This window comes from Paenibacillus sp. FSL P4-0338 (assembly GCF_038002365.1).
In the GTDB taxonomy this organism is placed as follows: domain Bacteria; phylum Bacillota; class Bacilli; order Paenibacillales; family Paenibacillaceae; genus Paenibacillus_AQ.
The window spans coordinates 1043015-1065156 of record NZ_JBBOCG010000002.1 but is presented as its reverse complement, the minus strand read 5'-3'; the positions used below and the strand labels follow the sequence as shown (position 1 = coordinate 1065156).

At 52.8% G+C, this 22142-nt stretch carries 18 protein-coding genes and 1 riboswitch; of the genes, 4 read left to right on the top strand and 14 right to left on the bottom strand.

Going from position 1 to position 22142, the window contains the following annotated elements:
• Nucleotides 1-242: 242 nt before the first annotated feature.
• The 12 genes from MKZ07_RS28595 to MKZ07_RS28540 form a co-directional block, all read right to left on the bottom strand.
• Nucleotides 243-1622 carry an oligosaccharide flippase family protein gene (locus MKZ07_RS28595; RefSeq protein WP_036693612.1) on the bottom strand — a complete coding sequence of 460 codons (1380 nt, stop codon included), beginning with the start codon at nt 1620-1622 and terminating at the stop codon, nt 243-245.
• A complete protein-coding gene (locus MKZ07_RS28590) occupies nt 1588-3018 on the bottom strand; it encodes an O-antigen ligase family protein (protein WP_156949594.1) in 1431 nt (476 codons plus the stop codon). The genes MKZ07_RS28595 and MKZ07_RS28590 overlap by 35 nt, the downstream gene beginning before the upstream one ends.
• Before the next feature lie 98 nt (nt 3019-3116).
• Complete coding sequence (locus MKZ07_RS28585) at nt 3117-3890, bottom strand: WecB/TagA/CpsF family glycosyltransferase (protein ID WP_036693609.1); 774 nt, start codon at nt 3888-3890, stop codon at nt 3117-3119.
• Entirely contained in the window at nt 3887-5233 is a 1347-nt protein-coding gene (locus tag MKZ07_RS28580) for an O-antigen ligase family protein (RefSeq protein ID WP_036693608.1), read from the bottom strand. Before MKZ07_RS28580 ends, MKZ07_RS28585 begins: the two co-directional genes overlap by 4 nt.
• 14 nt (nt 5234-5247) lie before the next feature.
• On the bottom strand, nt 5248-6183 hold the full coding sequence (locus tag MKZ07_RS28575; RefSeq protein ID WP_036693797.1) for a glycosyltransferase: 936 nt from the start codon (nt 6181-6183) through the stop codon (nt 5248-5250).
• 24 nt (nt 6184-6207) lie between these two features.
• A complete protein-coding gene (locus tag MKZ07_RS28570) occupies nt 6208-6900 on the bottom strand; it encodes a sugar transferase (protein WP_036693606.1) in 693 nt (230 codons plus the stop codon).
• Nucleotides 6901-6979: 79 nt separating this feature from the next.
• The gene (gene galU / locus MKZ07_RS28565) at nt 6980-7870 is read right to left on the bottom strand and encodes a UTP--glucose-1-phosphate uridylyltransferase GalU (protein WP_036693604.1); all 891 of its coding nucleotides are present in this window, start codon (nt 7868-7870) and stop codon (nt 6980-6982) included.
• A gap of 46 nt (nt 7871-7916) precedes the next feature.
• On the bottom strand, nt 7917-8558 hold the full coding sequence (locus MKZ07_RS28560; RefSeq protein ID WP_036693602.1) for a CpsD/CapB family tyrosine-protein kinase: 642 nt from the start codon (nt 8556-8558) through the stop codon (nt 7917-7919).
• On the bottom strand, nt 8542-9282 hold the full coding sequence (locus MKZ07_RS28555; RefSeq protein ID WP_341028917.1) for a YveK family protein: 741 nt from the start codon (nt 9280-9282) through the stop codon (nt 8542-8544). Before MKZ07_RS28555 ends, MKZ07_RS28560 begins: the two co-directional genes overlap by 17 nt.
• Nucleotides 9283-9747: 465 nt before the next feature.
• Nucleotides 9748-10383, bottom strand: coding sequence for a response regulator (locus tag MKZ07_RS28550; protein WP_036693598.1), 636 nt, complete (start codon nt 10381-10383; stop codon nt 9748-9750).
• Nucleotides 10384-10406: 23 nt separating this feature from the next.
• A complete protein-coding gene (locus tag MKZ07_RS28545) occupies nt 10407-11852 on the bottom strand; it encodes a sensor histidine kinase (protein ID WP_235218384.1) in 1446 nt (481 codons plus the stop codon).
• Nucleotides 11853-12751: 899 nt separating this feature from the next.
• Complete coding sequence (locus tag MKZ07_RS28540; protein ID WP_036693594.1) at nt 12752-13606, bottom strand: AraC family transcriptional regulator; 855 nt, start codon at nt 13604-13606, stop codon at nt 12752-12754.
• Between the two features lie 84 nt (nt 13607-13690).
• Here MKZ07_RS28540 and MKZ07_RS28535 point away from each other — a divergent pair, with 84 nt between their 5' ends.
• From MKZ07_RS28535 to MKZ07_RS28525, 3 genes are all read left to right on the top strand, one after another.
• Nucleotides 13691-15622: a beta-N-acetylhexosaminidase gene (locus MKZ07_RS28535; protein WP_051493337.1), complete on the top strand. Its 1932-nt coding sequence runs from the start codon at nt 13691-13693 to the stop codon at nt 15620-15622.
• A 248-nt stretch (nt 15623-15870) separates the two neighbouring features.
• Nucleotides 15871-16812 (top strand): hypothetical protein, encoded by a 942-nt coding sequence (locus MKZ07_RS28530; RefSeq protein ID WP_036693794.1) that lies wholly within the window; start codon nt 15871-15873, stop codon nt 16810-16812.
• A gap of 74 nt (nt 16813-16886) precedes the next feature.
• Nucleotides 16887-17135, top strand: a complete 249-nt coding sequence (locus MKZ07_RS28525) for an NHLP leader peptide family RiPP precursor (protein WP_372238068.1) — start codon at nt 16887-16889, stop codon at nt 17133-17135.
• Between the two features lie 18 nt (nt 17136-17153).
• On the opposite strand, the gene MKZ07_RS28520 is transcribed toward MKZ07_RS28525, so the two are convergent.
• Together MKZ07_RS28520 and MKZ07_RS28515 are read right to left on the bottom strand one after the other, a co-directional pair.
• Nucleotides 17154-18998: a sensor histidine kinase gene (locus tag MKZ07_RS28520; protein WP_235218383.1), complete on the bottom strand. Its 1845-nt coding sequence runs from the start codon at nt 18996-18998 to the stop codon at nt 17154-17156.
• Between the two features lie 181 nt (nt 18999-19179).
• Nucleotides 19180-21075: an ATP-binding protein gene (locus MKZ07_RS28515; protein ID WP_341028911.1), complete on the bottom strand. Its 1896-nt coding sequence runs from the start codon at nt 21073-21075 to the stop codon at nt 19180-19182.
• Nucleotides 21076-21345: 270 nt separating this feature from the next.
• Between MKZ07_RS28515 and MKZ07_RS28510 the strand changes: the two genes are divergently transcribed.
• Nucleotides 21346-21954 (top strand): hypothetical protein, encoded by a 609-nt coding sequence (locus MKZ07_RS28510; protein WP_341028908.1) that lies wholly within the window; start codon nt 21346-21348, stop codon nt 21952-21954.
• 86 nt (nt 21955-22040) lie between these two features.
• Nucleotides 22041-22102, top strand: a riboswitch (Fluoride riboswitch).
• Nucleotides 22103-22142: the final 40 nt, after the last annotated feature.

Here is a 22142-nt window from a genome sequence, read left to right as displayed (position 1 = left end):
TTACTGCGGTAGAAATCAGAAGACAGCTTATGCTTCCGATGCGAGCTTTTCTTCGAAAAGCTTTCAGGCGAACGCTGACGCTTCTACAGCTCCAAATTTTCTCTGCGCTCCTCCAAGCACCGTCCCATGGTTTTTTAAGCAGATAGGGGCTCGCATCGTGTCTCTGCTCGCTGAAACAAATACAAACCATTTGATTCATAAGCAAAACACTTGAATCAAACCCTTAACTGCCTAGACATCTTCTACACATCCATAGGCTTCTTGCGAATATACGAATTCATCGTCGTCTTCATCCACTGAAGGTCCTGGGCGTTAATAAGCAGCCGCGGAAGCTTAACCTTCAGGTTGTACCTGATATTGAGAATAATGAACAGGAACCGCAGTACAGCTGATGAGAGCATAGCCACCCCGGCTCCGAACAATCCGAACTTCGGCACCAGCAGGAAGAGCAGCGGAATCACCAGGATCAGGCCGACCCCCTGCAGGATGGATACGAACTTCGGCTTGCCCAGCGCCATGAACACCTGAGCCAGAATCAGCGTCCCGCCGCTGATGGTCACTTCCAGCAGCAGCAGGCGGAACACGGTAAGCGCGGTATTGAAATCCTTGCCGTAGAGCAGCGGGATGACAAAGGGCGCTACCAGCATCAGGAACACTGCGCCAAGCAGAGTACAGGTAGTACTGATCCGGAAAGCTTTGAAGGTAAGGGCAACCGCTTCGTCCTTCGCCATCTCGGAGGCCTTCGGGAAGAGCACCACCGTGATCGAATTCGCGAAGAAGTTCACCATACGCGACAGGCTGACCGCTACCGCATAGAGCCCCAGATCTGCCGGTCTGAGTAATCCGGCAATGATGATCTGGTCTATGTATACTGAGAATTGTCCGAGCAGGTCGTTTCCGTAGGAGCCCAGACCATAGGTGAACAATCTTTTGAAATTAAGATAGGAATCCCGGAGCTTGACCTTGTAGGTCCGCAGCAGCAGGATGGTCATCCAGATGAACAGCGGAGCCGACGGAACCAGATAAGCCAGTGCAGTTGTATAAGGATTCATGTAGCCGGTCAGGATCAGAATCCCGATGGCTCCCAGCGTCAGCAGCGGTACCAGGTACCGCATCCAGTTGAAGGTCTTATAATCCCCTCTGAACTGGAAGGCCGCGTTGTTGATCTGCGACACCACAATCAGCGGGCAGAGAATCATCGACCACTGGGCGAAGACCACTACCTCATGACTGAAGGACCCCAGCCAATACGGTAGCACGAGTATTCCGACGGTCATGGCGATGGTTCCGAACGTTAGGCCGATCAGCAGGGCGATCCGGTACAGCACCCCGGCTTCCTCCGGATTCTTCTTGGCGTTATAGATCAGCGCCGAGGGAATGCCGAAGCTCATGCTGAAGGCCAGGAACTGCGACCAGTTCACCATCGCTGTCTGCTCCCCCCGGCCTGACGGGCCGAGATAACGGGCGGTCAGTACGCCGGTCAGCATATTGACCAGCAGGATCAGCACGCTGACGAACATCGTTTTGACAGCAGCCGAGCTATTGTCCTTACTCTTCGTGAATCTCCGGAAGGTGGACCATACCCGGTTAGCGGGTAGTGATTTGGCGCTTGACTGCTGCATGCGGTAGTCCCTTCTTTCTGCTTTGAGTGAGCTCCTTGGCGCTGAGGCCAAGTCCGATCAGCATCCAGATCAGATACCCCTTAAGACCGGGAAAGCCATTATCCGAGATCAGGCTGGCTACAGCTCCCATCCACGCCGCCAGCGCCAGTCTGGCGTAAGGCTGAAGTTCATTCCTGCGGGTGACTCTGGCGCCGATCTCCTTGATGACCGCACCGAGGGCTCCGAAGAAGAACAATGCACCGAGTACGCCGAAGGTGAGCAGCAGCGCGATGAAGCCGTTATCCATGTTTCCGTATTCCCCCAGCTCTCCGCCGTTGCCGAGCTTGGTGCCCTGGCCTACACTGCCGATCCCCTGCCCTACCGGATTGCCAGCCACCATGGGCAGCATATTGGTCCAGAGGCTGAGGCGTTCATTGTAGGAATGATCCTCCTGCACGGAGGTCAGGGTCTCCATCCGGGCCACCAGCCCCTCTGCTCCAGGGAGCTTCGGAACGATCCAGAACAGCGCGGCTGCCACGAAGGCGAGCTGGAGCAGCGTCTTCCATTTACCCTTGGAGGGAGAGGAAGCGATGTAAACCAGCAGCATCACCAGCAGGACCAGCCAGGCGGACCGGACGAGCGTAGTCAGCAGGCAGACTACTACGAGCAGAACACCGAGCCAGCGCAGGGTACCCTGCCATCTTTTCTCCAGAATCATCGGCACCAGGGCGAAGACCAAGAAGGTTGCTGCCGGACCCGGAGAGTTCAGGGTCGAGAAGACCCGGATCTCCAGCGGATAGGGAGTCCCGATGGAGATCATATCAGCGTTCCGCATCCAGAAGGCGTCCCAGGGAGGAACGGTCAGATACTGCACGATCCCGTAGATCGCAACCAGCACGGCAATATTGGCAAAAGCGTACAGCAGCCGGTCGATATCCTTCGGCTTAAACGGCGTGACCGCGAAGAAGGGAATCAGCAGCAGCGGTACGATGTAATTCGCCAGATCGTATACCGAGCCGATACCGTTCTTCGCCAGGCCAATCAATGCGCCGTAGGCGAGTGCGATGGAGAACAACAGTATGATCCGGGTGGAGGACTTGCGAATCCGGTGAATTTCCCGCAGCACCGGAATGGCTAAGGTCGCTCCGGTCAGCAGCGGGGCCAGACTGAGCAGGGATACGGAGTGATAGACCCCTTCGTACCAGTCTGCAATCCGCCGCAGCTCCGGGGCAATCGCCCAGATCAGCAGAGTGTACGGGATAAGCATCCGTGTATTCAGCAGGGCCAGCAGCAAGGCCGGAAAGAGAATGCCCGCCAGAATAATGCCCTGCAGGCTGTTCGACGCGCTCAGGTTCGCACTGGCGAAGCCGATCGCAAGCGGCAGGGCCAGCGCCGCAGCGCAGATCAAGGTCATCATTACAGCCGACTTCACGGCCTGTGCCGATGGAAGATTCAGACTATTCTCATCTCTGCTTAGCATCTTCATTCCCTGCCTCCCGTCTTTCGCCGCTTTCTTCAATCCGTACTGCTGTTCTTCACCTTACCCCGTTTGCGCATCTCCTTGAGCAGCAGCACCAGGAACTGGGCATCGTCGACAAGGTATCTTTTCCATAAACGGCCCGGCTCCTGGCTAAGTCTCCATAGCCACTCCATGCCAGTTCTCTGCATGAAATCCGGTGCCCGCTTCACCGAGCCGGACAGGAAGTCGAAGGTGGCACCTACGCCGATGGAGACCGGCGCCTGGTAGGAGGTATAGTGACGGTAGATCCACTTCTCCTGCTTCGGTGCGCCTACTCCTACGAACACGATATCGGGCTGACTCTCGGTCAGCAACCGGATAATATGCCGGTTCTCTTCTTCGTTATGCTCGAAGCCGTAGGAAGGCGAATAACAGCCCACTACGTTAATGCCAGGGAAGGCGGCCTTCAGATTCTTCGTAGCCTGCTCCGCCACACCCTCGGCAGCACCGAGGAAGAACAACCGGTATTGCCTTTGCTCGAACGCATTGCCCAGGCGGCTGAACAGGTCAGCCCCGGACACCTTTTGCTTCAGCGGCTTGCCGAGCATCTTGGACGCCCAGATCAGCGGCATCCCGTCTGCGACTACGGCACCTGCTTCGGAGTATACTTCCCGGAACTCTTTGTCTTTGCGCAGCTTGATCACATGATCGACATTGCAGGTCAGGATGTAGGACTGGTTCCTCTCCTGAATGGTTCTGTCGATATAATCCAGCAGGTCCATGAAATCATAGTTATCGAAATTGACATCGAACATATTCACTTGGTTCATCGTATCACTTCTTTTTGTGGGGAATCGGTCAGCTGTGAAGATCGGTACAGGCAGTTCAGGTACCAACAGAACGGAATGATGAATTGGACCGTCGACAGCGTGTTATCCGTGAAAGAATAGATTAGAAATGCTGCAATAAAGAGCAGATAATAAGGTTTGACCGCCGGCAAAAGAACTTTGTATACCATAAAAAACACAGCGAGCAAGGACAGCAGCAGCAGGATGGCCCCGACGTATCCCCCATCGTAATAAAAGCGGATATATTCGTTATGCGGAACCACGAACCCTCCGTAGAGCGTTCCGTCATTAGCCACCGTTACAGCTCCAAGACCCCGTCCTGCCACCGGCGAATCCGCCGCCTTGTTCAGGAAGTACTCCCAGGCCTCCGCCCGCCCTGACAGGTCAATTCCCGTCTCGGTCGTCCGTTCGAAGGAGCGCTTCTTGATGTTGTCGAGTTGCATATACACCGCCGAGGTAATGATCAGCAGGGAGCCCAGTAGCGGGAGCAGGTACTTCTTCTTGCCCTTCAGAAAAGCGCGGGAGATGTCATAGAAGTAATAGAGTACCATCAGCACCAGGGCGAGAATCGGCCCCCGCGTGCCTGTAATCACCAGAATGAAGAAATTCAGCCCCAGCATGATGTAATTGAACCGGATATACTGCGGACTGCGCTTGATCTCGATGAATGCGATCGCTACTCCCATGAAGGCCAGCATCGCCAGGTGAGGCGGAATGTTCGCCCCCTGCACCCGCACCGCGCCTGTGAACTCAACGGCTACCAGTGAATGTATATTCGCCGCTTGAAGCACTACACCCAGCAGCATGCTGACCAGCGGCAGCAGGGTAATGATCCGAATCTGCTTCTCGGCGACCTCCTTCTTCCAGTTGATCAGCAGAAGTACGAAGGGCAGAGACAGTCCGATGAAAGCTTTGACCGCAATCGATGTGCTCATCTCCGGCAGCCAGATGGAGAAGCTGAAGGTGAGCAGAATCAGGGCCAGCATCGCCCATAAGGGAGGGCTGAGCTTGAACCTGAGGCCATTGACCAGGATACACGGCACCAGCAGCATTAGAATAACCAGCTTGTAGAGCGACAGGATCTCAATACCGAACATACTCCCGCTGTACAAGAAGTTAATCGAGACCGCCGTGGTCAGCAGAACGAAATAGCTGATCAGCTCAGGGCGTGATAGGGAGGCAACCAGCAGCAGAATGAAGAATACGGCCGCTACTGCGATGACCGGCTGGAAGATGACAGCTGTTCCCAGGAACAGTGCAGTTACGAGATAGAGCATTCCGTATGGCAGACTATTTATTTTGGAGCCCCACTCAAAATTGATCATCGCGCGTCCTCCCCTCACCCCGCTGCGGATTCCCTCTTCCGGTTAAGAATCATATGGAGAGTTCCGCGAATACTCTCCAGCCGGCATTTATTCAGCAGCTTCCTTCCCTTACTGCGGGAAAGAACGGAATCTGCCAGGATGTAGATCACTTTGGCGCCCGTCTTGCCCAGGAGCAGCAGATGCCCTATCATTCCTTCACTTTTCATAGCGTTCGATATGCCTTGGCTGTAGTACCGCTTCATGATCCAATCTTCCGTCAGCCGGTTAGCGGGAACGAAATGATCCACGGCCATCTCAGGATGATAGAGAATGGAATGTCCTTCCTGCTGTAGCTGGCTGAACAACCAGGTCTCTTCACCTGAGAGCAGCGAATCTCCCTTGCGTCCCAGCTCAAGCGGGAACAGGCTGATATCGAACACCGGCTTGCGCATCGCCATGTTGGCACCGCAGGGGTGAAGGCGCTTCGGATACTCTTTGATCCGGCTGCCCAGATCGACAATCGTATACGGAAGCTCGAACGGCTTGATCAGCCAATCCGGGCGCTTGCTCTCGAAGATCGGAGCAATCTTGCCACCCATTGCCATCACCTCCGGCTTATCCGCAAAGGTGTTCACAATGGTTGTAATCCAGGTCCGGCAAGGGATCGCATCATCATCCAGGAAGGCGATGAGCTGCGATTTGGAAGCCAGAATCCCTGTGTTCCGGGCTGCCGACAGCCCTTGAACCGGCTCCAGCAGATAACGGATATCCATATCGGCACCATAGGTCTCGATGAACCCCTTAATGGCGGCCGCCGTATCATCCGTGGACTGGTTATCCACGACGATGATTTCGGCCTGGTGCAGATTCTCCAGCGGCAGCAGCGAATGAAGAGTCTTCACCAGCAGCGCCGACCGGTTATAGGTGCATATGATAATGGAAATCTCAGGTACAGCTCCGTGTACGAACATCGGCATCACCTAATTTCCATATTTTTAATAAGCATTTTTGGAACCGAGCAGCATCAGGCCGGTCTTGACGATAATCTTCAGATCGAGCATTGTGCTGCGCATGTGGATATACGTGAGATCCAGCTGAACCATCTCGTCGAAGCCGACGCTGTTTCTGGCGTTCACCTGCCAGTAGCCGGTGCAGCCGGGGGTTACCATCAGCCGCTGCTTGTCGTATTCCGTATACTGCTCCACCTCTTCAACGAGCGGAGGACGGGGACCCACCAGACTCATATGCCCCATCAGCACGTTCCAGAGCTGCGGCAGTTCATCAATACTGGTCTTGCGCATGAATCTTCCAATCCGCGTAATACGGGGATCATTCTTGATCTTGAACATCGCGCCGCTTACTTCGTTATAGGCCATGAGACTCTCCTTCAGCTCCTCGGCATTAGAGACCATGGATCTGAACTTGTACATAGGGAACAGCTTCTCGTCCTTGCCGACCCGCATTTGGCGGAAGAACACCTTGCCCTTCGGATCTTCCAGCTTAATCAGGACAGCCACCACTGCGAAGAGCGGGAGCAGGAACAGCAGCCCCAGGGCAGAGAACAAGATGTCGATGATCCGCTTCATAACCAGATAGGATTCCATTCCCTTGCTTTCTTCACCCGAATGCAGCATGTAAAGTTTCGGCAGGACGGCCTCATAGTCTTCCGGCAGTTTTTGCATGCTCATCTCTCCTCATTTCTCGTAAAGGTTTATGCAGCCTTACTTCTTGACTCCGGCTTGTGCCGCTCACTTGCGGGGAACCGTCTCAGCTGCTGAGCGTGGTCTGTCCCGCTTTGTTCAGCCATTCCGCCATAGCATCCATGACCTGATAACGCAGATCCTCGCTCTCTAAGGCAAATTCCAGTGTGGTCAAAATATAACCAAGCCGTTCGCCGACATCATATCTGGTACCGTCGAAGTTATAAGCGTAGACACGTTCGCTCTGGTTCAGCTTCTGAATGGCATCTGTCAGCTGAATCTCGCCGCCCGCGCCCTTCTCCTGAAGATCAAGATACTTGAAGATCTTAGGGGTAAATACATAACGGCCCATGATCGCCAGATTGGAAGGCGCCGTGCCGAGTGCCGGCTTCTCCACGAAGTTGTTCACCCGGTAGAGCTTCCCGTCCTGCATATCCGGCTCAATAATCCCGTAGCGGTTCGTGAATTCATCCGGGATCACCTGTACCCCGATTACCGAGTTCTGAGTCTCCTCATACTGGTCGATCAGCTGCTTCAGGCAAGGGACCTGTCCGGTTACAATATCATCGCCGAGCATAACACCGAACGGCTCGTCGCCGATGAACCGTCTGGCACACCATACGGCGTGGCCGAGACCCTTGGGTTCCTTTTGCCGGATGTAGTGAATTTCCACCTTGGAGGACCGCTGCACCTCTTTGAGCAGTTCCAGCTTACCGTCCTCCAGCAGCCGGGATTCAAGCTCAAAGGCGTTATCGAAATGATCCTCGATCGCCCGCTTTCCCTTACCGGTTACAATGATGATGTCTTCAATCCCGGAGGCAATGGCCTCCTCCACGATATACTGGATCGTCGGTTTGTTGATAATAGGCAGCATTTCCTTGGGCATTGCCTTGGTCGCCGGAAGGAAACGTGTGCCTAACCCGGCCGCCGGGATAATTACCTTTTTTACCTTTTTCATCACACATACCTCCCAATAGCTTCGTTCACATTGCCGCTTCAGTGTTCTACTTGGTCTGGTTCATTGCTATTCCGAGAATCCTTACACCTGTCTGTTCCATGAGACCCTTCAGCTTGCGGAGAGCTTCGCGCTTCGTCCGGCCGTGTCTGGCGACAATGACCACCCCGTCCGAGAGCGGGGCCAGAATCCGTGCATCGCTGTAATCAACCGCCTGCGGAGAATCCAGCAGAATCAGATCGAAGCTTGCCTTCAGCTCCGTAAGCAGCCCGGTCATTCTTTCGCTGCCGAGCAGATCCGGCGGACTGACCGTACTCACTCCGGCAGGGATGACCGCCAGATTCGCCAAGCTGCCGTATACCAGAACGTCCTTAGCTTCCTCGTAGCCGCTTAAGTAAGCTGCCAGCCCCTGGCTGCCTTCCACATCGAAGACGCTATGCAGGCCGGGCTTCCGCAGGTTACAATCCACCACCGCCACCTTCTTGCCGTCCTGTACGAAGGATACGGCCAGATTGGAAAGAATGGTGGTCTTGCCTTCACCGCCCTCTGCTGAAGTGAAGAGCAGCACCTGACCGCCTGGTCCCTTCAGCAAGCCGAGCTGGCGGATATACGTGCGCAGCGAGCGGAAGGATTCGGACACATGCGATGACGGGTTCATATCCGCGATTAGACTTCTATTCAGCCGTAACATATTTGCCCTCCCCTACTCTTGCCTTATCATTATCCACACTGCCGAAATCGCGTTTGCGGATTGCCGGAATACTGGCAATGACCGGAAGACCAAGCTCGAATTCCGCTTCCTTCTCATTTCTCAGCGTACCGTTCAGCGTCTCCATCAGCAGGATAAGCCCGACCGCGGCCATAAGTGACACCACGAAGCTAATCAGAATATTCATGGTCACCCCGCCGTTGACCGGCAGAGGCTGGGCTGCAGGATCAGCCGGAGTCAGGAATGTAACATTATCCAGATTCATCAGTGCCGGCAGGCTGCGGATGAAGGTCTGCGAAACCGCATTTACAATCGTAGCTGCGGTGCCGTAATCCTTATCCTCCACGGTCAGATTGATCACCTGGCTTTTCTCCGAGGATTTGATCTGCAGCTTGGCAGCCAGTTGGCCCGCCGTCAGACCGAACTCGGGATGCTCCGCGATCACACTCTTCATAATGGTTGGGGACTTCATGATTTCCTTATAGCTCTCGATGAGGTTAAGACTGAAGTTCAGCGCGTTGAGATTATTGCTCTCGGGGACATTCACAACGTTGTTGACCAGTAGCTGTCCAGAGGCGGAGTAGACGGGTGCAACGAAGTTTTTACTGACGTAGAAGGTGGTGGCGCAGGAGATAAGTACAAACACCATGATTAACCATAATTTTTTCTTTATCAGGTTAATGTAATCCAGAATCGTCTTTTCCACAGTAACCCTCCTTCCGCTTGTGTTCGTTTTGAAAGCAATCATGAAAGTTTCAGATGTCTTGCTTTTATTCTAACAATGCGCAGGATTTATCACATGCCCCCTCGCATCACTTTACACTTCACTTTTGAGTGACTGCGTTTGGTCCGCTAGAGGGGGCGGATGGTATACTTTAGTACCATATCCATGGAAAATACTAACACCTCCGGTGAGCCTTGCCTGCTTCAGTTGTTTACTTGCCCAAACACAAAAATCACCCAGCCGGGTGAAATCTGCTGGTACGCCTTCACATCAGCCCCCGTTTGCGAGTCCAATGTATGCTGTTTTCCGCATACATTTGGGCCGCGGGCTGCTTGCGAGTCCAATGTATGCTGTTTTCCGCATACATTCGGCCTGATTTCCCTGAACGCAAAAAAACACGGACAACGTGGTCCGTGCTCCGTCCCCGATCATTCACAGGGATGATTATTAATCGTATGACATCTCATATTTGGTAAGCCCGACAGCATTGGCGTATAAAGCCGCCTGCGTCCGGTCCGCCACCTGCAGCTTCGCCAGAATCTGGCTGACATGCTTCTTGACGGTGAATTCGCTGATGAACAGGCGTGAAGCAATCTCACGGTTGCAGGCCCCCTGTCCCAGCTCAATCAGAACTTCCTTCTCTTTGGGTGTAAGCTCATCCGTAGGACTGCTGCCGCTCATACGCATCTTATCTTCCATCAGCCCGGGATCGTAATACTTCCTGCCCTTGTGAACCAGTTGAATTGCGAACAGTAATTCCTCAGGCAGAGCTTCCTTCAGTACATAACCGTCTACCAGCACTTCCTCCGCCTTCAGGAAATCTTCCCGGCTGGCTGAGGACGTTAGCAGGATAAACTTGCATGAGAATCCGCGCACGCGTGCTTCCTTGATAATATCCAAGCCCGATTCATCGGCAAGCTTCAGATCAATCAGCACAAGATCAGGCTGTATCTCCTCAATCACGAGAAGTGCTTCTTGGCCATTCGTTGCTTCGCCGGCAAACTGCAGATTGGACTGCATCGATATCACAGATGCCAATCCTCTTCTCACCAAAGGGTGATCATCAACAATGACGATTTTCACTTGAACGACCTCCTGCCTAAAGTTTATGCATTTTTCAGTTCAGCCACACCGACAGGTATAGAGATTAAAATTCTGGTTCCAGCGTTCTCACTGCTGGTTAACTGGAAATCGCCTCCAAGGGACTGTGCCAGATATTGCATATTCTTCATTCCCAGTCCGCCTGAGTGATCCTCGGATTCAGCCAAGATCAGATCGGCCTCGAAGCCGACACCATCGTCGACAATTGATAGTCTAATCCATTTCGGCTTAAGCGACAGTTCTACATCCACCCGGCTGGCAGCACCATGTCGTATGGCATTGCCGGTAGCTTCGGAGATAATCCGGAAGAGTGCCTTGTGGTAAGGATAAGGGAGACTGAAATCATCCCCCGTTATTTTCAGTTCAATCTCAACATCGTTAAGCCGGGAGAGGCTCTTCAGATGCGAGCGCACCATCCCAAGCCAGCTTGGGCCGCCGCTCTTCTTGGAGCTGAGGCTGTAGATGGTAATCCGCAGCTCCTTGGCCACCTTGGTGGCTGAATCATGGATAAGCTCAATCTGCTCCTCCAGCTCCCTATCAGACATCTTACGCCAAGTCTGCTTCAGGGAATGGGTCGCATAGACGATGCCGAAAAGACTCTGGGAGACACTGTCGTGCATCTCATCGGCTATCCGGTTCTGCTCGTTCGTGATGATCAGCCGGTTCTCGATCACGCCCAGCTCGTGGCGCTCCAGAATAATCGCACTCAGCTCCGACAGGAACATCAGCTGCTGAATGTACCATCTGCGGCCCTCCAGCCCTTCCGACGCTTCCAGCTTCACTCCGATCATACCGACGAACCGGGTGCTCATTCTTACCGGCATCAGCAGGAAGTCACCGATTCCCGGCATACTTTTGAATACCGGTTCACGCTGCAGCCTCCATTCATGCTCGTGCTTCTCCAACTCCATGAACAGAAAGCGCTCCTCCTCATGCTGCCATCCCGTCTGGCGGCTCTGTGGAGCAGGCTCCCCGCTCTTTTTGGCGAACCAGAACAGGGCCTTCTCCAGCTTGGTAAGCTTGACCACATAGTCAGTAATCACTTGGCCAATATTCATGAAGTCATGCTGGCTTGATGTTTCCACGATGTGATAAAGCGATTTGATATGTTCCATGGTATCGTTGGTCCGCGCGTTCGCTTCCTCCCGCTGCCGCTTTATCCCCTTAACCATCTGCATAACTATAACCGCGAGAGCCAGGGCTAGAAACAGGTTACCATTGGCAAGCATAATTTCAGCAATCGAAGGACCGGGAGAACCGGATTCCATATAGCCCGATGCCGCCACTATGGCAATATAGCCCAAGATCAGACTCCAGGCAAAATAAAGAGAGAGCGCACCCGCCGCAAACAGCACCGGATTCAGTACATATAGCTTAAAAGGACTATCGTATCCTCCAGTAAATAACATCATCACCGCAATGAGTGCCGTCTCCATACTGATCATTAGCATGAGAGGACGGGCTCTTGCATGAAACCTCCGGTAATAGTACGGGAATAGTTGGGCAAATAAGAATAGCACGATGATTAGTAGGGATTTGTATATTACGGAAGGTCCCGCAGGAACCATGAGGTACATAAACGATGTGAGGGACAAAGAAAAGATTCTAAAAAAGGCGATAGTACGATCTTCTGCTGTTAATTTAATGTTCATCCCACCACCCTATTCTCCAGTTTGTGGAAAATTCGAGTTTATTCTAAGCTATGTTTAAAAGCATCATACATGAGAAAAATCACAATAACAAGTTTCGATTTCTAATGATAGCGTTTACTTTGAAAATAAAATGGGTATAATTATTCTTTTTTCATGAAAAATTAACCAGCTCTATCCATCTTCTCAAATGATAGCGTATGCAATATTATCCAGTTCCGCTCCGGTCATGACAAAGAGCCTTTCCCTCCAGGGACAGGCTCTTCGAAAGACAGGATGTCTTCAGTTATCCGGTGAGTTCACCCGGCACAGTCTATTCAGTCGCCGCCGGAACAACCTGCTCCAGCTTGGCCTCATTGCATATACAAATTTGATAGCGCTGTTCGCCAACGATATGATACCCGGTGGACAAAATACGCAAGGTATGACTAGGTCCTACCACTTTATGGAGACTGCGGCAACTGATGCAGTAATACTCTCTCAATAGTCTCATCTCCGGCATAGTCTAGAAGTACTATTCTAGAACTGCTAATATTATCTAGAGCATAGCACTGTTTTTTTCTGCGTGTCAACAAAAATCTGCAAAATACGACATTATTCCAAGATCATTTTGAGGAAATAAGTAGAAAAATGTCGTTTTTTTTATAAAACATAAGAATTTATATGTTTCACAAGATACCTTATTCTTCTATTTCCACTTGTCATATATGATTCCGGCAGATCTGCGGAGAGAGGCCCATATATTTTTTGAATAACCTTGAAAAATAAAAACTATCCCTATAATGAAGCATTCCCGCTATCTCCTGCACCTGCAGGGAGGTATTTAGCAGCAAATGCTTGGCCTCGGCCATCTTCAGCCGGTGGATATATTCATGCAGGGGGTACCCGCTGCTCCGCCGCACGGTGCGCCGGAGTGTAGACATGGACAGGTGCAGGTCTTCGGCTATGCGCGGCAGATCCGGCTTCTCATAGATGCAGGCATTCAGCGCCTCACGGATCAGCGGCATGGCTTCCTGCTGCCATGGGCGGCGGCTGCCCTGGAGCTGCAGCGAGTATTCCAGCAGCATCTCCTCCAGCAGCAGCGCAGCCCGGTCCGCCTCACCGGGAACATCCCCGGTCATGTACGCCAGAACCTTTTCAAAGGAGGCTTTCAGCTCTTCCGCCTTATCCCCCCGGGTTACCTCTCCACCCGCAATCATTCCGGCTTCCAGCCACTCTGTGACACGGCTTCCGCTGAAATTAATATAGTATTCATCCCAATACCCGCCAGGTGGCGGTCCGAAGCTGTAGCTGCAGCCGGGTCTGAAAAAAAACAGGCTTCCCTCCCGGACCTGCTGCTCTGGTCCTCCGTTCTCCGTATAAGTTCCGCCTCCTGCGACTATATATACAAGGGCCCAGTGTTCAAAGGTGACACCCGAACGAAACAACGTTCTTCCCGGCAGATGGCCGGCTTGCCCGATACGGATCGACTTCAGGCGCAGCCTTGCGGCCTCCACCTTCGGATCAATAATTCTTACAGGATAGGGACTGATCATATAATCCATGAGCTTGGGCATACACTGCATTCCTCCATGTGTTCAGGAGTGATATGTTGATAATGAAGATGATCATATTCTACATGAATAAGAGGTGTCCACGCTATGTCTGATGATGTTCACTTACAGCTTTTTCCCCGGCCGCATAAGATCACGGTATCCGCAGGACAGTTCCACCTTCCTTCCCGGGGCAGCATTGTGCTGGCCGGTGAGGACCCGTTGTCCGCCCTTCCCGCAGCCCGCAGGCTTCAACAGACCGCTTCCGAGGTGGTCCGTCTCAGTTTGCCTCTGTCCATAGGGCAGCGGTCTGCTGCAGTTCCGGCTTGTACTTTCCACTATAACGCACTACTTGCAGAAGGAGCCTATGAGCTGCACGTTAACGAAAAAGGCCTAATTGCCGCTTACGGTTCGCCGCAAGGTGCTTATTATGCAGCCGCGACGCTGAAGCAGCTCCTGCAGCAGTACGGCCGGACGCTGCCTTATCTGCATATCTGCGATCAGCCGGATTTCGCAGCCAGAGGACTGATGCTTGATATCAGCCGCAACAAAATCCCCACGCTGGATACCCTGTACCGGATCATTGATCTCATGGCGGATCTCAAGCTGAATCAGCTGCAGCTATATATAGAAGGAGCTCCATTTGCTTACGAGTCCTTCACGCAGGTATGGGAACTGGAAACTCCGCTCACCGGCGATGAAATTCTGCGCTTAGATGCCTACTGCCGCGAGCGGTATATTGAGCTGGTGCCAAACCAGAACAGCTTCGGCCATATGGAGGGCTGGCTGACCCGGCCGGAGTTCAACCATCTGGCGGAGATCCCCGCAGGCTTCATGCTCCCGGATCAGATGGTTGATAGCGATTTATACCCGGAAGGATTGTTCATGCCTCCCGGGACCTTCCATACGGAGGACCCTGAGGTATTGCAGCTCCTGGGCTCGATGTACGATGACCTTCTTCCCTACTTCAGCTCAGAGATGTTCAATGTCGGCTGCGATGAGACCTATGAACTGGGACTTGGCGCAAGCCAGGCGTTGGCGGAGTCTTCCGGCAAAGGCGAGCTGTACCTCTCCTTCCTGCAGAAGATTCATGGACTGGTCAAGCAGCGCGGTAAAACCATGCAGTTCTGGGGCGATATCATCATCCAGCATCCCGAGCTGATCCCCCGGCTGCCGAAGGATATCATCGCCATGGAGTGGGGGTACAGCGCGGCTCATCCTTTTGAAGCGGATACCCGCAAATTCAAGGAAGCAGGCATCCCGTTCTATGTCTGTCCGGGAACCAGCTCCTGGAACTCGCTCACCGGGCGGACCGACAACATGCTTGCCAATCTGCGCAGCGCTGCGGTACATGGCAAGAGAAACGGCGCTATCGGCTACCTGATTACCGATTGGGGCGATTTCGGCCACTGGCAGCATCTGCCGGTCAGCTATGCCGGATTCGCTTACGGGGCAGCGTTGGCCTGGAATGTAGAGGGGAATCTGGAGGCGGATGTGGCTCATTATCTGAACACGGCAGTCTTCCAAGACCGCTCAGGAACCATCGGGCAACTGCTGCTTGATCTGGGCAACTACTACAAGCTGGAGTCGGGCACAGTCCGCCCGAATGATACAGAGATGTCCATGCTGCTGCGCAGCCATCTGGAGCATGTTCAGCTGGCTGTGAAGCTGCCTGTAGAGCAGCTTCACCAATTGGAGAAATACATTCTTGGCCTCGAAGCCAGGCTTGAGCAGCCGGTTCTGGAATGCAGCGATGCCGGGCTGGTCATAGAAGAGCTGCGCAGCGGCATACACTTCGTGAAGCATGCCGTGCAGCTCACCCGGCTCAAGCAGCAGCTCGCCGCAGCCGATCCGAAGCTTAAGGCAGCGAAGGTTCAGGCGCTGATCCATGACCTGGATCTGCTGCTCCACCAGTATCGCCAGCTATGGACCCGTCGCAACCGGCCGGGCGGCTTGGAGCGCAGCATCTCGAAGCTGGTCCGCCTGCGCGGGGAATATACCGCACTTGCCGCCAAGCTGGATGCAGAGGCTGTTCGGTAGACTACATTACGTAAGAACACAATGGAACATACTTAAGAAACCTCTCCTTTGAAATGGTTGTGTGAGTACTCCATTTCACCAAAGGGCGGTTTCTTTTTTTGGTACACTCCTGTTCCTCCGGTGATACTGAGCCACACAGCAACAAACTTTGGATTGAAATAGGACCACCGCAGGATTATAATAGGATCGAATAACCACTTTTTGCCTATTATTAGAAGGAAAATACATAATTGACAGGGGACAAGCCTATGGATTGGCTTCATGCTTATGAGGACGAGCTCCGTGTAGTTTTTGAGGAGAACCGCAGGGTGATCTCTGCGTTTCCAGAGCCGCTTAACGCCCGCGGCCTGTCGTATCTCAATCAGTTCAACGTGTTCAACCCGGACAGCAACAAGAATTATATCTGTTACTTGCTACCCTTCTGGCTCCAAGACCCTTGTGGCCTGAATCCTGAACTGGCCCGCAGGATGTCCGCAGGTAACGTCTTCCTCATGCTCTACTTCTTCCTCCAGGATGACCTGATGGACAGTCCGGAGGCCTCGGCTGCGCAAGCGCTGCCGCTTGCCAATCTGCTCTATGTGGAGTTTCTGGCTACCTACCTTCCGCTATTCCCGGCAGATTCCCCCTTCTGGTCCTGCTTCAGCCGTTACATCAGCGAGTGGGCAGACAGTGTGAGCAGTGAAGCCGGCAGCGATTACTACCTGAATGACCGTATCCGTATCTCTCATAAGGCCAGCCCGCTTAAGCTTAGCAGTACAGCCGCGCTGCTGCTCTCCAGCCAGTCCTCGTCCATTCCCGAAGCCGAAGAGATGATTCACACCGTGCTGCTGACCCTCCAGCTGCTTGACGACTACGAAGATTGGGAGCAGGATCTGGAGGACGGCAGCTACAACTGCCTGCTGTCACTGGTACGATCCTGTACAGGGATTGCCGCGGGAGAACCGCTGACCGTAGCAGCAGTGAAGGACTTCATATATGTAGCAGGCGGATTTACTGAATATACGGCAACGGCCCAGGCCAACCATCTGATGCTGGAAGAGGCCGGCTTGCAGCTGCCCTTGCTGGTATCCTTCCATCTCATGCTCGTGCAGAATCTGCAGCAGATCGCCGCTGCCATTGAAGCACAGAAGCAATTACTGCTGGGCGGGGGGCTGGATTACTGGCTATCTACGCACGCAAACCTCTCATAATTTATACAAATAGCAATAGAATTATAGAATGGCCTATGCTATACTAAAAAGGCAATTATAACCATTTTGAAAGGGTGATTGTATTGTCAGTAGGAGTTCTTAAGAATCAGGTAATTCAGAAGGCGTGGGAAGATCCGGCATTCAAACAAAGACTGCTTGCAGATCCGAAGGCAGCACTCCAGGAAGCGCTGGGCATTAACCTTCCTGACAACATTACACTGAAGACCGTAGAGGAAGGCTCGAATGAATTCTACCTGGTCATTCCCCCAAGCCCGTCTTCCGATGTAATGAAGACACGTATCACCCCAATGGGAACCTGGTAGCATCCTCAAGTCATACTATTATCGGGAGTTGGAATCGTCCGGTCCTTCTGCACGCGGCAGAAGGGTGATGGACTCGGTTCCGGCTCCTTTTTTGCTCATAAAGCGGATTTCGCCCTCCATCGCCTCAATAATACGGAAGGTAACCATCAGCCCTAGCCCTGTACCCTTCGTCTTGTTGGAGGAGAAATACGGCTCGCCCAGACGGCTAAGTACAGCCGGTTCCATGCCTGCCCCGTTATCCTTAATATGAATATGCACCTTATCCCCCCGGCTGTAGGCCAGCAGATGAATTGTACCTTCCTCCCCCAGGGATTCAATGCTGTTCTTGATGATATTAATCATCGCCTGCTTGAATTTCGAGGAATTCCCTTTGACCCACAGGCCGTCTTCCACCTCCAGAATCATTTTGCCCCCGTTCAAATGGCATAATGGCAGCAGTATGCTCTGGATATGCATGAACTCTTCATTCACATACAGCAGGGAGACATGTTCAAATTCCGGCTTGGCAAAGGTCAGAAAATCGGTAATAATACTCGCCGCCCGGTCCAGCTCACTGAGTGCCATGGACAAGTATCTCTGCTCGTCCCCGCTCGACTTCTCGCTGAGCAGCTGGAGGAACCCCCGGGTCACCTGGAGCGGGTTACGTACTTCATGGGCTACCGATGCTGCCAGCTCGCTGATAATCTCCATTTTCTCCGAACGCTGCAATTCGTTGTTGAACAGCTCCAGCTCCTGCGAATACTTCACCACTTGGCTGTGGTTCTGCGCCAGCCGCCGCCCCAGAATCACAATCAGCGAGAGAATGAATACAACCAGCGCCCATTTCCAGTAGAAGAGATCATAATTCCCGCGTCTGAAATAATACCACAGCAGCTCCAAGATCCCGGTAAGAGCAGCCGTACCGAAGCCGCATGCGAAGATGATCGCATCCTTGTTGCGCTTCAGGGAGAACACAATTACGCAGCCGATCAGCAGAATGAATTGTAGAATCATAATAATGCCGATAATGTTGGTGGAGATGAAGTAGTAGAATTCCACATACCGGCCCCCGGATAGAGCATTAATAATAAGGAGAAGACAGCAGAATAAGGAATAGGCCATCTGGAATTTGCGGAACCTGCGGATGATGCCGTATTTGCCTGCGCCGAATATTTTCTCGAACAGGAAGGTCAGGGCGGGTAACAGGGACAACAGTGCCACATCGAACAAAATTACATTGAGCCCGCCTAAATAGCTATAGAAGGTATACATGAAGGGCGAGTAGGTTACAGATAGCACACCGGTAGAGGCAATGACAATGGAGAGCGAAGCTGCCACGGGGAAATACTCCTTGTTAAGGAAAAATGCGCACACAAACAGAACCGCCGCCACAAAGATAAAAGCGCCGCCCAGAATCACATCTATAAGCCCGTTTTTGATATAGTCCTTGATTAGAATACTGTGCTCACCGAGCATCACCTGCTCTTTGATTCCGATCCGGTCCTGGAGCGTCTGCGTCCAGATATAGAGCGTCTTTCCGTTATCCCGCATATCCAGAGGCACAAGCAAGGAATAATTATCCATAATAAAGCCGCGATCCCCTTCAAAAACCAGCCGGTCCTCCACATACACCTTCACATGCAGCGCATAGATCGTCTGAATATAGACGGAGGGGGACACGTAATGATAGGAGGGCAAAGTAATCTTGGTCCAGGCAGACGATACCCCGGAAGGCTTGAGCGGCATCTCGGCCTTCGCCTCCACATCGATCCACCCCTGGTCTTCCGTTACCGGAGCCTGGAGTCCGCCATCATCCGGCCCCTCCTGCCACTTCATCTGCCAATGTCTGATCTCACTGGCAGGGGAGGCACTTTGCGCGGACACCAGGAGGCTTCCGCAAGTTAGGCAAAGCAGAAACAATACTAACGCTGTATGTAAACTTTTGACCATCAAAGACATGCAAGCACCTCAGAGGATAGTTTTAGAAGCAAAGTTCTGTAGTGTTACTATTTCGCCCCACACTCTGCCCATTCCTTCAAAAAAACGGAATAAACCAAAATTTTTACTAATTCCTGGTGGAGGCCGGCAATTTAATAAGCACCTCGGTCCCTTCGCCCTTGCGGCTGTTGAACTTAATCGTGCCGTTCATTGCTTCAATAATACGGAAGGTGACCATGAGGCCAAGCCCCGTGCCCTTGGTCTTATTGGAGTAATACGGTTCTCCCAGCCGGGCCAGCTCGCTGACCTTCATCCCCTCGCCGTTATCCTTCACGCTGATGATTACCCAGTTGCCTGTTCTCCAGGCCGTTACGACAATCTGCCCCTCCTCCTGCAGTGATTCAATGCTGTTCTTGATCAGATTAATAAATGCCTGCTTGAACTTGGCCGGACTGCCCGTCACTTGAAGCTCCTGCTGCAGACGCAGATCTATCGAGCCGCCCTGCAAATTAGCCAGCGGCAACAGGATTCCCGACACATGCCTCAGCTCCCCCGAGACTTCGAATACATCCACGATATCCAAGCCCGGCTTCGCAAAGGTCAGGAAATCGGTAATGATCACCGAGGCCCGGTCCAGCTCCCCCACAGCCATCTTCAGATACTCCTTCTCCTTATTGCCGGAGCGCTCCCCCAGAATCTGCAGGAACCCGCGCGTGACCTGGAGCGGATTACGCACCTCATGGGCCACCGAGGCGGCAAGCTCACTGATAATCTCCATTTTCTCCGAACGCTGCAGCTCATTATTGAATTTCTCCAGCTCCCTGGCGTATTCCAGCGCCTTCTCATGGCTTCCCGCAAACCGTTTCCCCAGAATAGCAATCAGGGAAAGAATGAATACCACCATGCCCCATTTCCACCAGTACAGATGATATCTCTCCATTGAAAGGAAGTAACGCAGCAGCTCCGCCACGGAGACCAAGGCAAATACGGAGAAGCCGGCAGTGAAAAGGATGGCATCTGAATTGCCCCTGCGGGCATAAGAAAACGCCAGATACAGCAGGTAGACAAACTGGGCAATCATTAGTACACCGGTTGCGTTAATAGTCAGAACGGCATACAGCGCGTCCAGCCGGAAGGAAAGTGCGGCATTCAGAATAAGCGCTGCGGTACAGATCAGGGAATATGCCAGTTGAAATTTACGCACACGGGTAGTGAAGCCCCGCTTGCCCGGTCCGAATAACTGTTCAAAATAAAGCGTGAACGCCGGCATAATGGTAAACAGGGCCAAATCGAAGCTGATCTGTCTCAGACGATCCCCCCGGCTTAAAATCAGCGTCAGAAACGGAGAGTATGTCAGCAGCAGCACTCCAAAGGACAGGATGACCAGGGCCAGAAAGAAACCGCTGTAGAAAAATTCAGGCTTAAGGAACAGCAGGCAGATCAGCAACGCTCCAGCCATGAAGATCATGGCGGCTCCGAGCACAACGTCCACCAGATCCTGCTTCACATAAAAGGACAGCAGCTGATTATAGCTGCCGACCCTTACATCCCCCTCGATTCCAAACTCCCCGCTTCCCGCATTCCACAGATAGAGCGGCTTCGCACTGTCTAGCGCCGGGATCGGAATCAGCACCTTGTTGCCGCTATATTCCACATCCCCGCTGGAATCGTAGATTAGCCGGTTGTCTATATATGCTTTCAGGTTGTCGCCAAATACTCTATCGATCAGAATAGCGGAAGTTGCTCCAGTAGGGGGCAAGGTAAGCCGCATCCAAGCGGAAGGGGTACCAGATGGCGGAAGGGGCCTGGCCTCCCTGGCCCGTACCCGCGTCCATTCGGCGGCCGGCCCTGCCGTTGCAGCTTCTATACCGCTATTCCCAGCCGTTTCCCACTTCAGCTCCCAGGATGGAATTTCCGCTTCTGTATGTCCGCCCCATTCTATGGCGATTCCCGCTGGAATGATGGTTATTACAAGCAGCAGCATAATGAAGACTGCGGCTGTTTTGGTTGATGCTAACTTCATTGTGGCACCTCAGTGAATCGTTAGTTGTATTTATGTAGTCCATATGATTCTTATTTTCGACAACGTTTGCACTATACCTGCCTTCAGACTGCAAATAACCTCGAAACGGCTCGGTTAATTCATCTATTCCGGTTATTCTGCCGGAGAAATGAATATATTAATCAGATGGCCAGCCTGGATGCCGGACAGATTCGCCGCTGCTTAAACGGGTATAGTTGTACTATAAAGATGAAGAAAACTTACATCAAGGGATAAGGGAGCTGATTGACGATGGGTAATGAATTCAATAAGACGGAAGCCGACTTTGCATATGAGCGCTATACCAAAATGGGCGGTGTCTCCCCGGAGCAGGATATTCCGCTGGAAGAATTGCGTCCGCTTGGCACGATTACTGAGCAAAGCCCCAGTGAGGAAACCGTTGGCGCCGGGAACCGCCCGTTGGAATCTGCACTGGCCAGTCATGACCCTGCTCACTTCACACCGATCGATTTCGACGGTGTAGTGGATGACGGCTCGGATCCGGCGCTTGAGAGCGATCCTATTCTAGCAGCCGACATCGGCCTGAATGTACCGGACGCCGGGCTTGGGCCGCGTGCAGACCGCCCCGCTCCTGCTTCTGCCACAGCCGGTCCGCAGCGGGATGAGCTGCTGGAGTCGGATGCTATATACACGGCTGGCGCAGCCGGATTAACCGGCAGCGTGATTGATTATTCGGATTCGGAGGAAGAGGTGACAGGAGAAGCGGAGGAATCCGCTCCGCTGGAGGATGTCCCGGATGCAGATGAGCTGGTTCCCGGAAGCAGCGTTGACCCGGTCTCCCCGGACCCTGATGCCATGCCCGGTACCGATGTGCTGAATGGCTCGAACGGTGACGAATAGATACGGCTAAGCGTTCCTGCCGGAGCGTTCACACACAGTCCAGGTTCATATTGACTTTTGGAGATAATCGGCTTACGATAGTTTCATTCAATTGCGGCGATGGAGTTCGCCATAACCGCCCTTCGGGGCTAATGACTCCTACCAGTGGTTAACTACGCTGGTAGGAGTCTGTTTTGATTTCAGGTTAG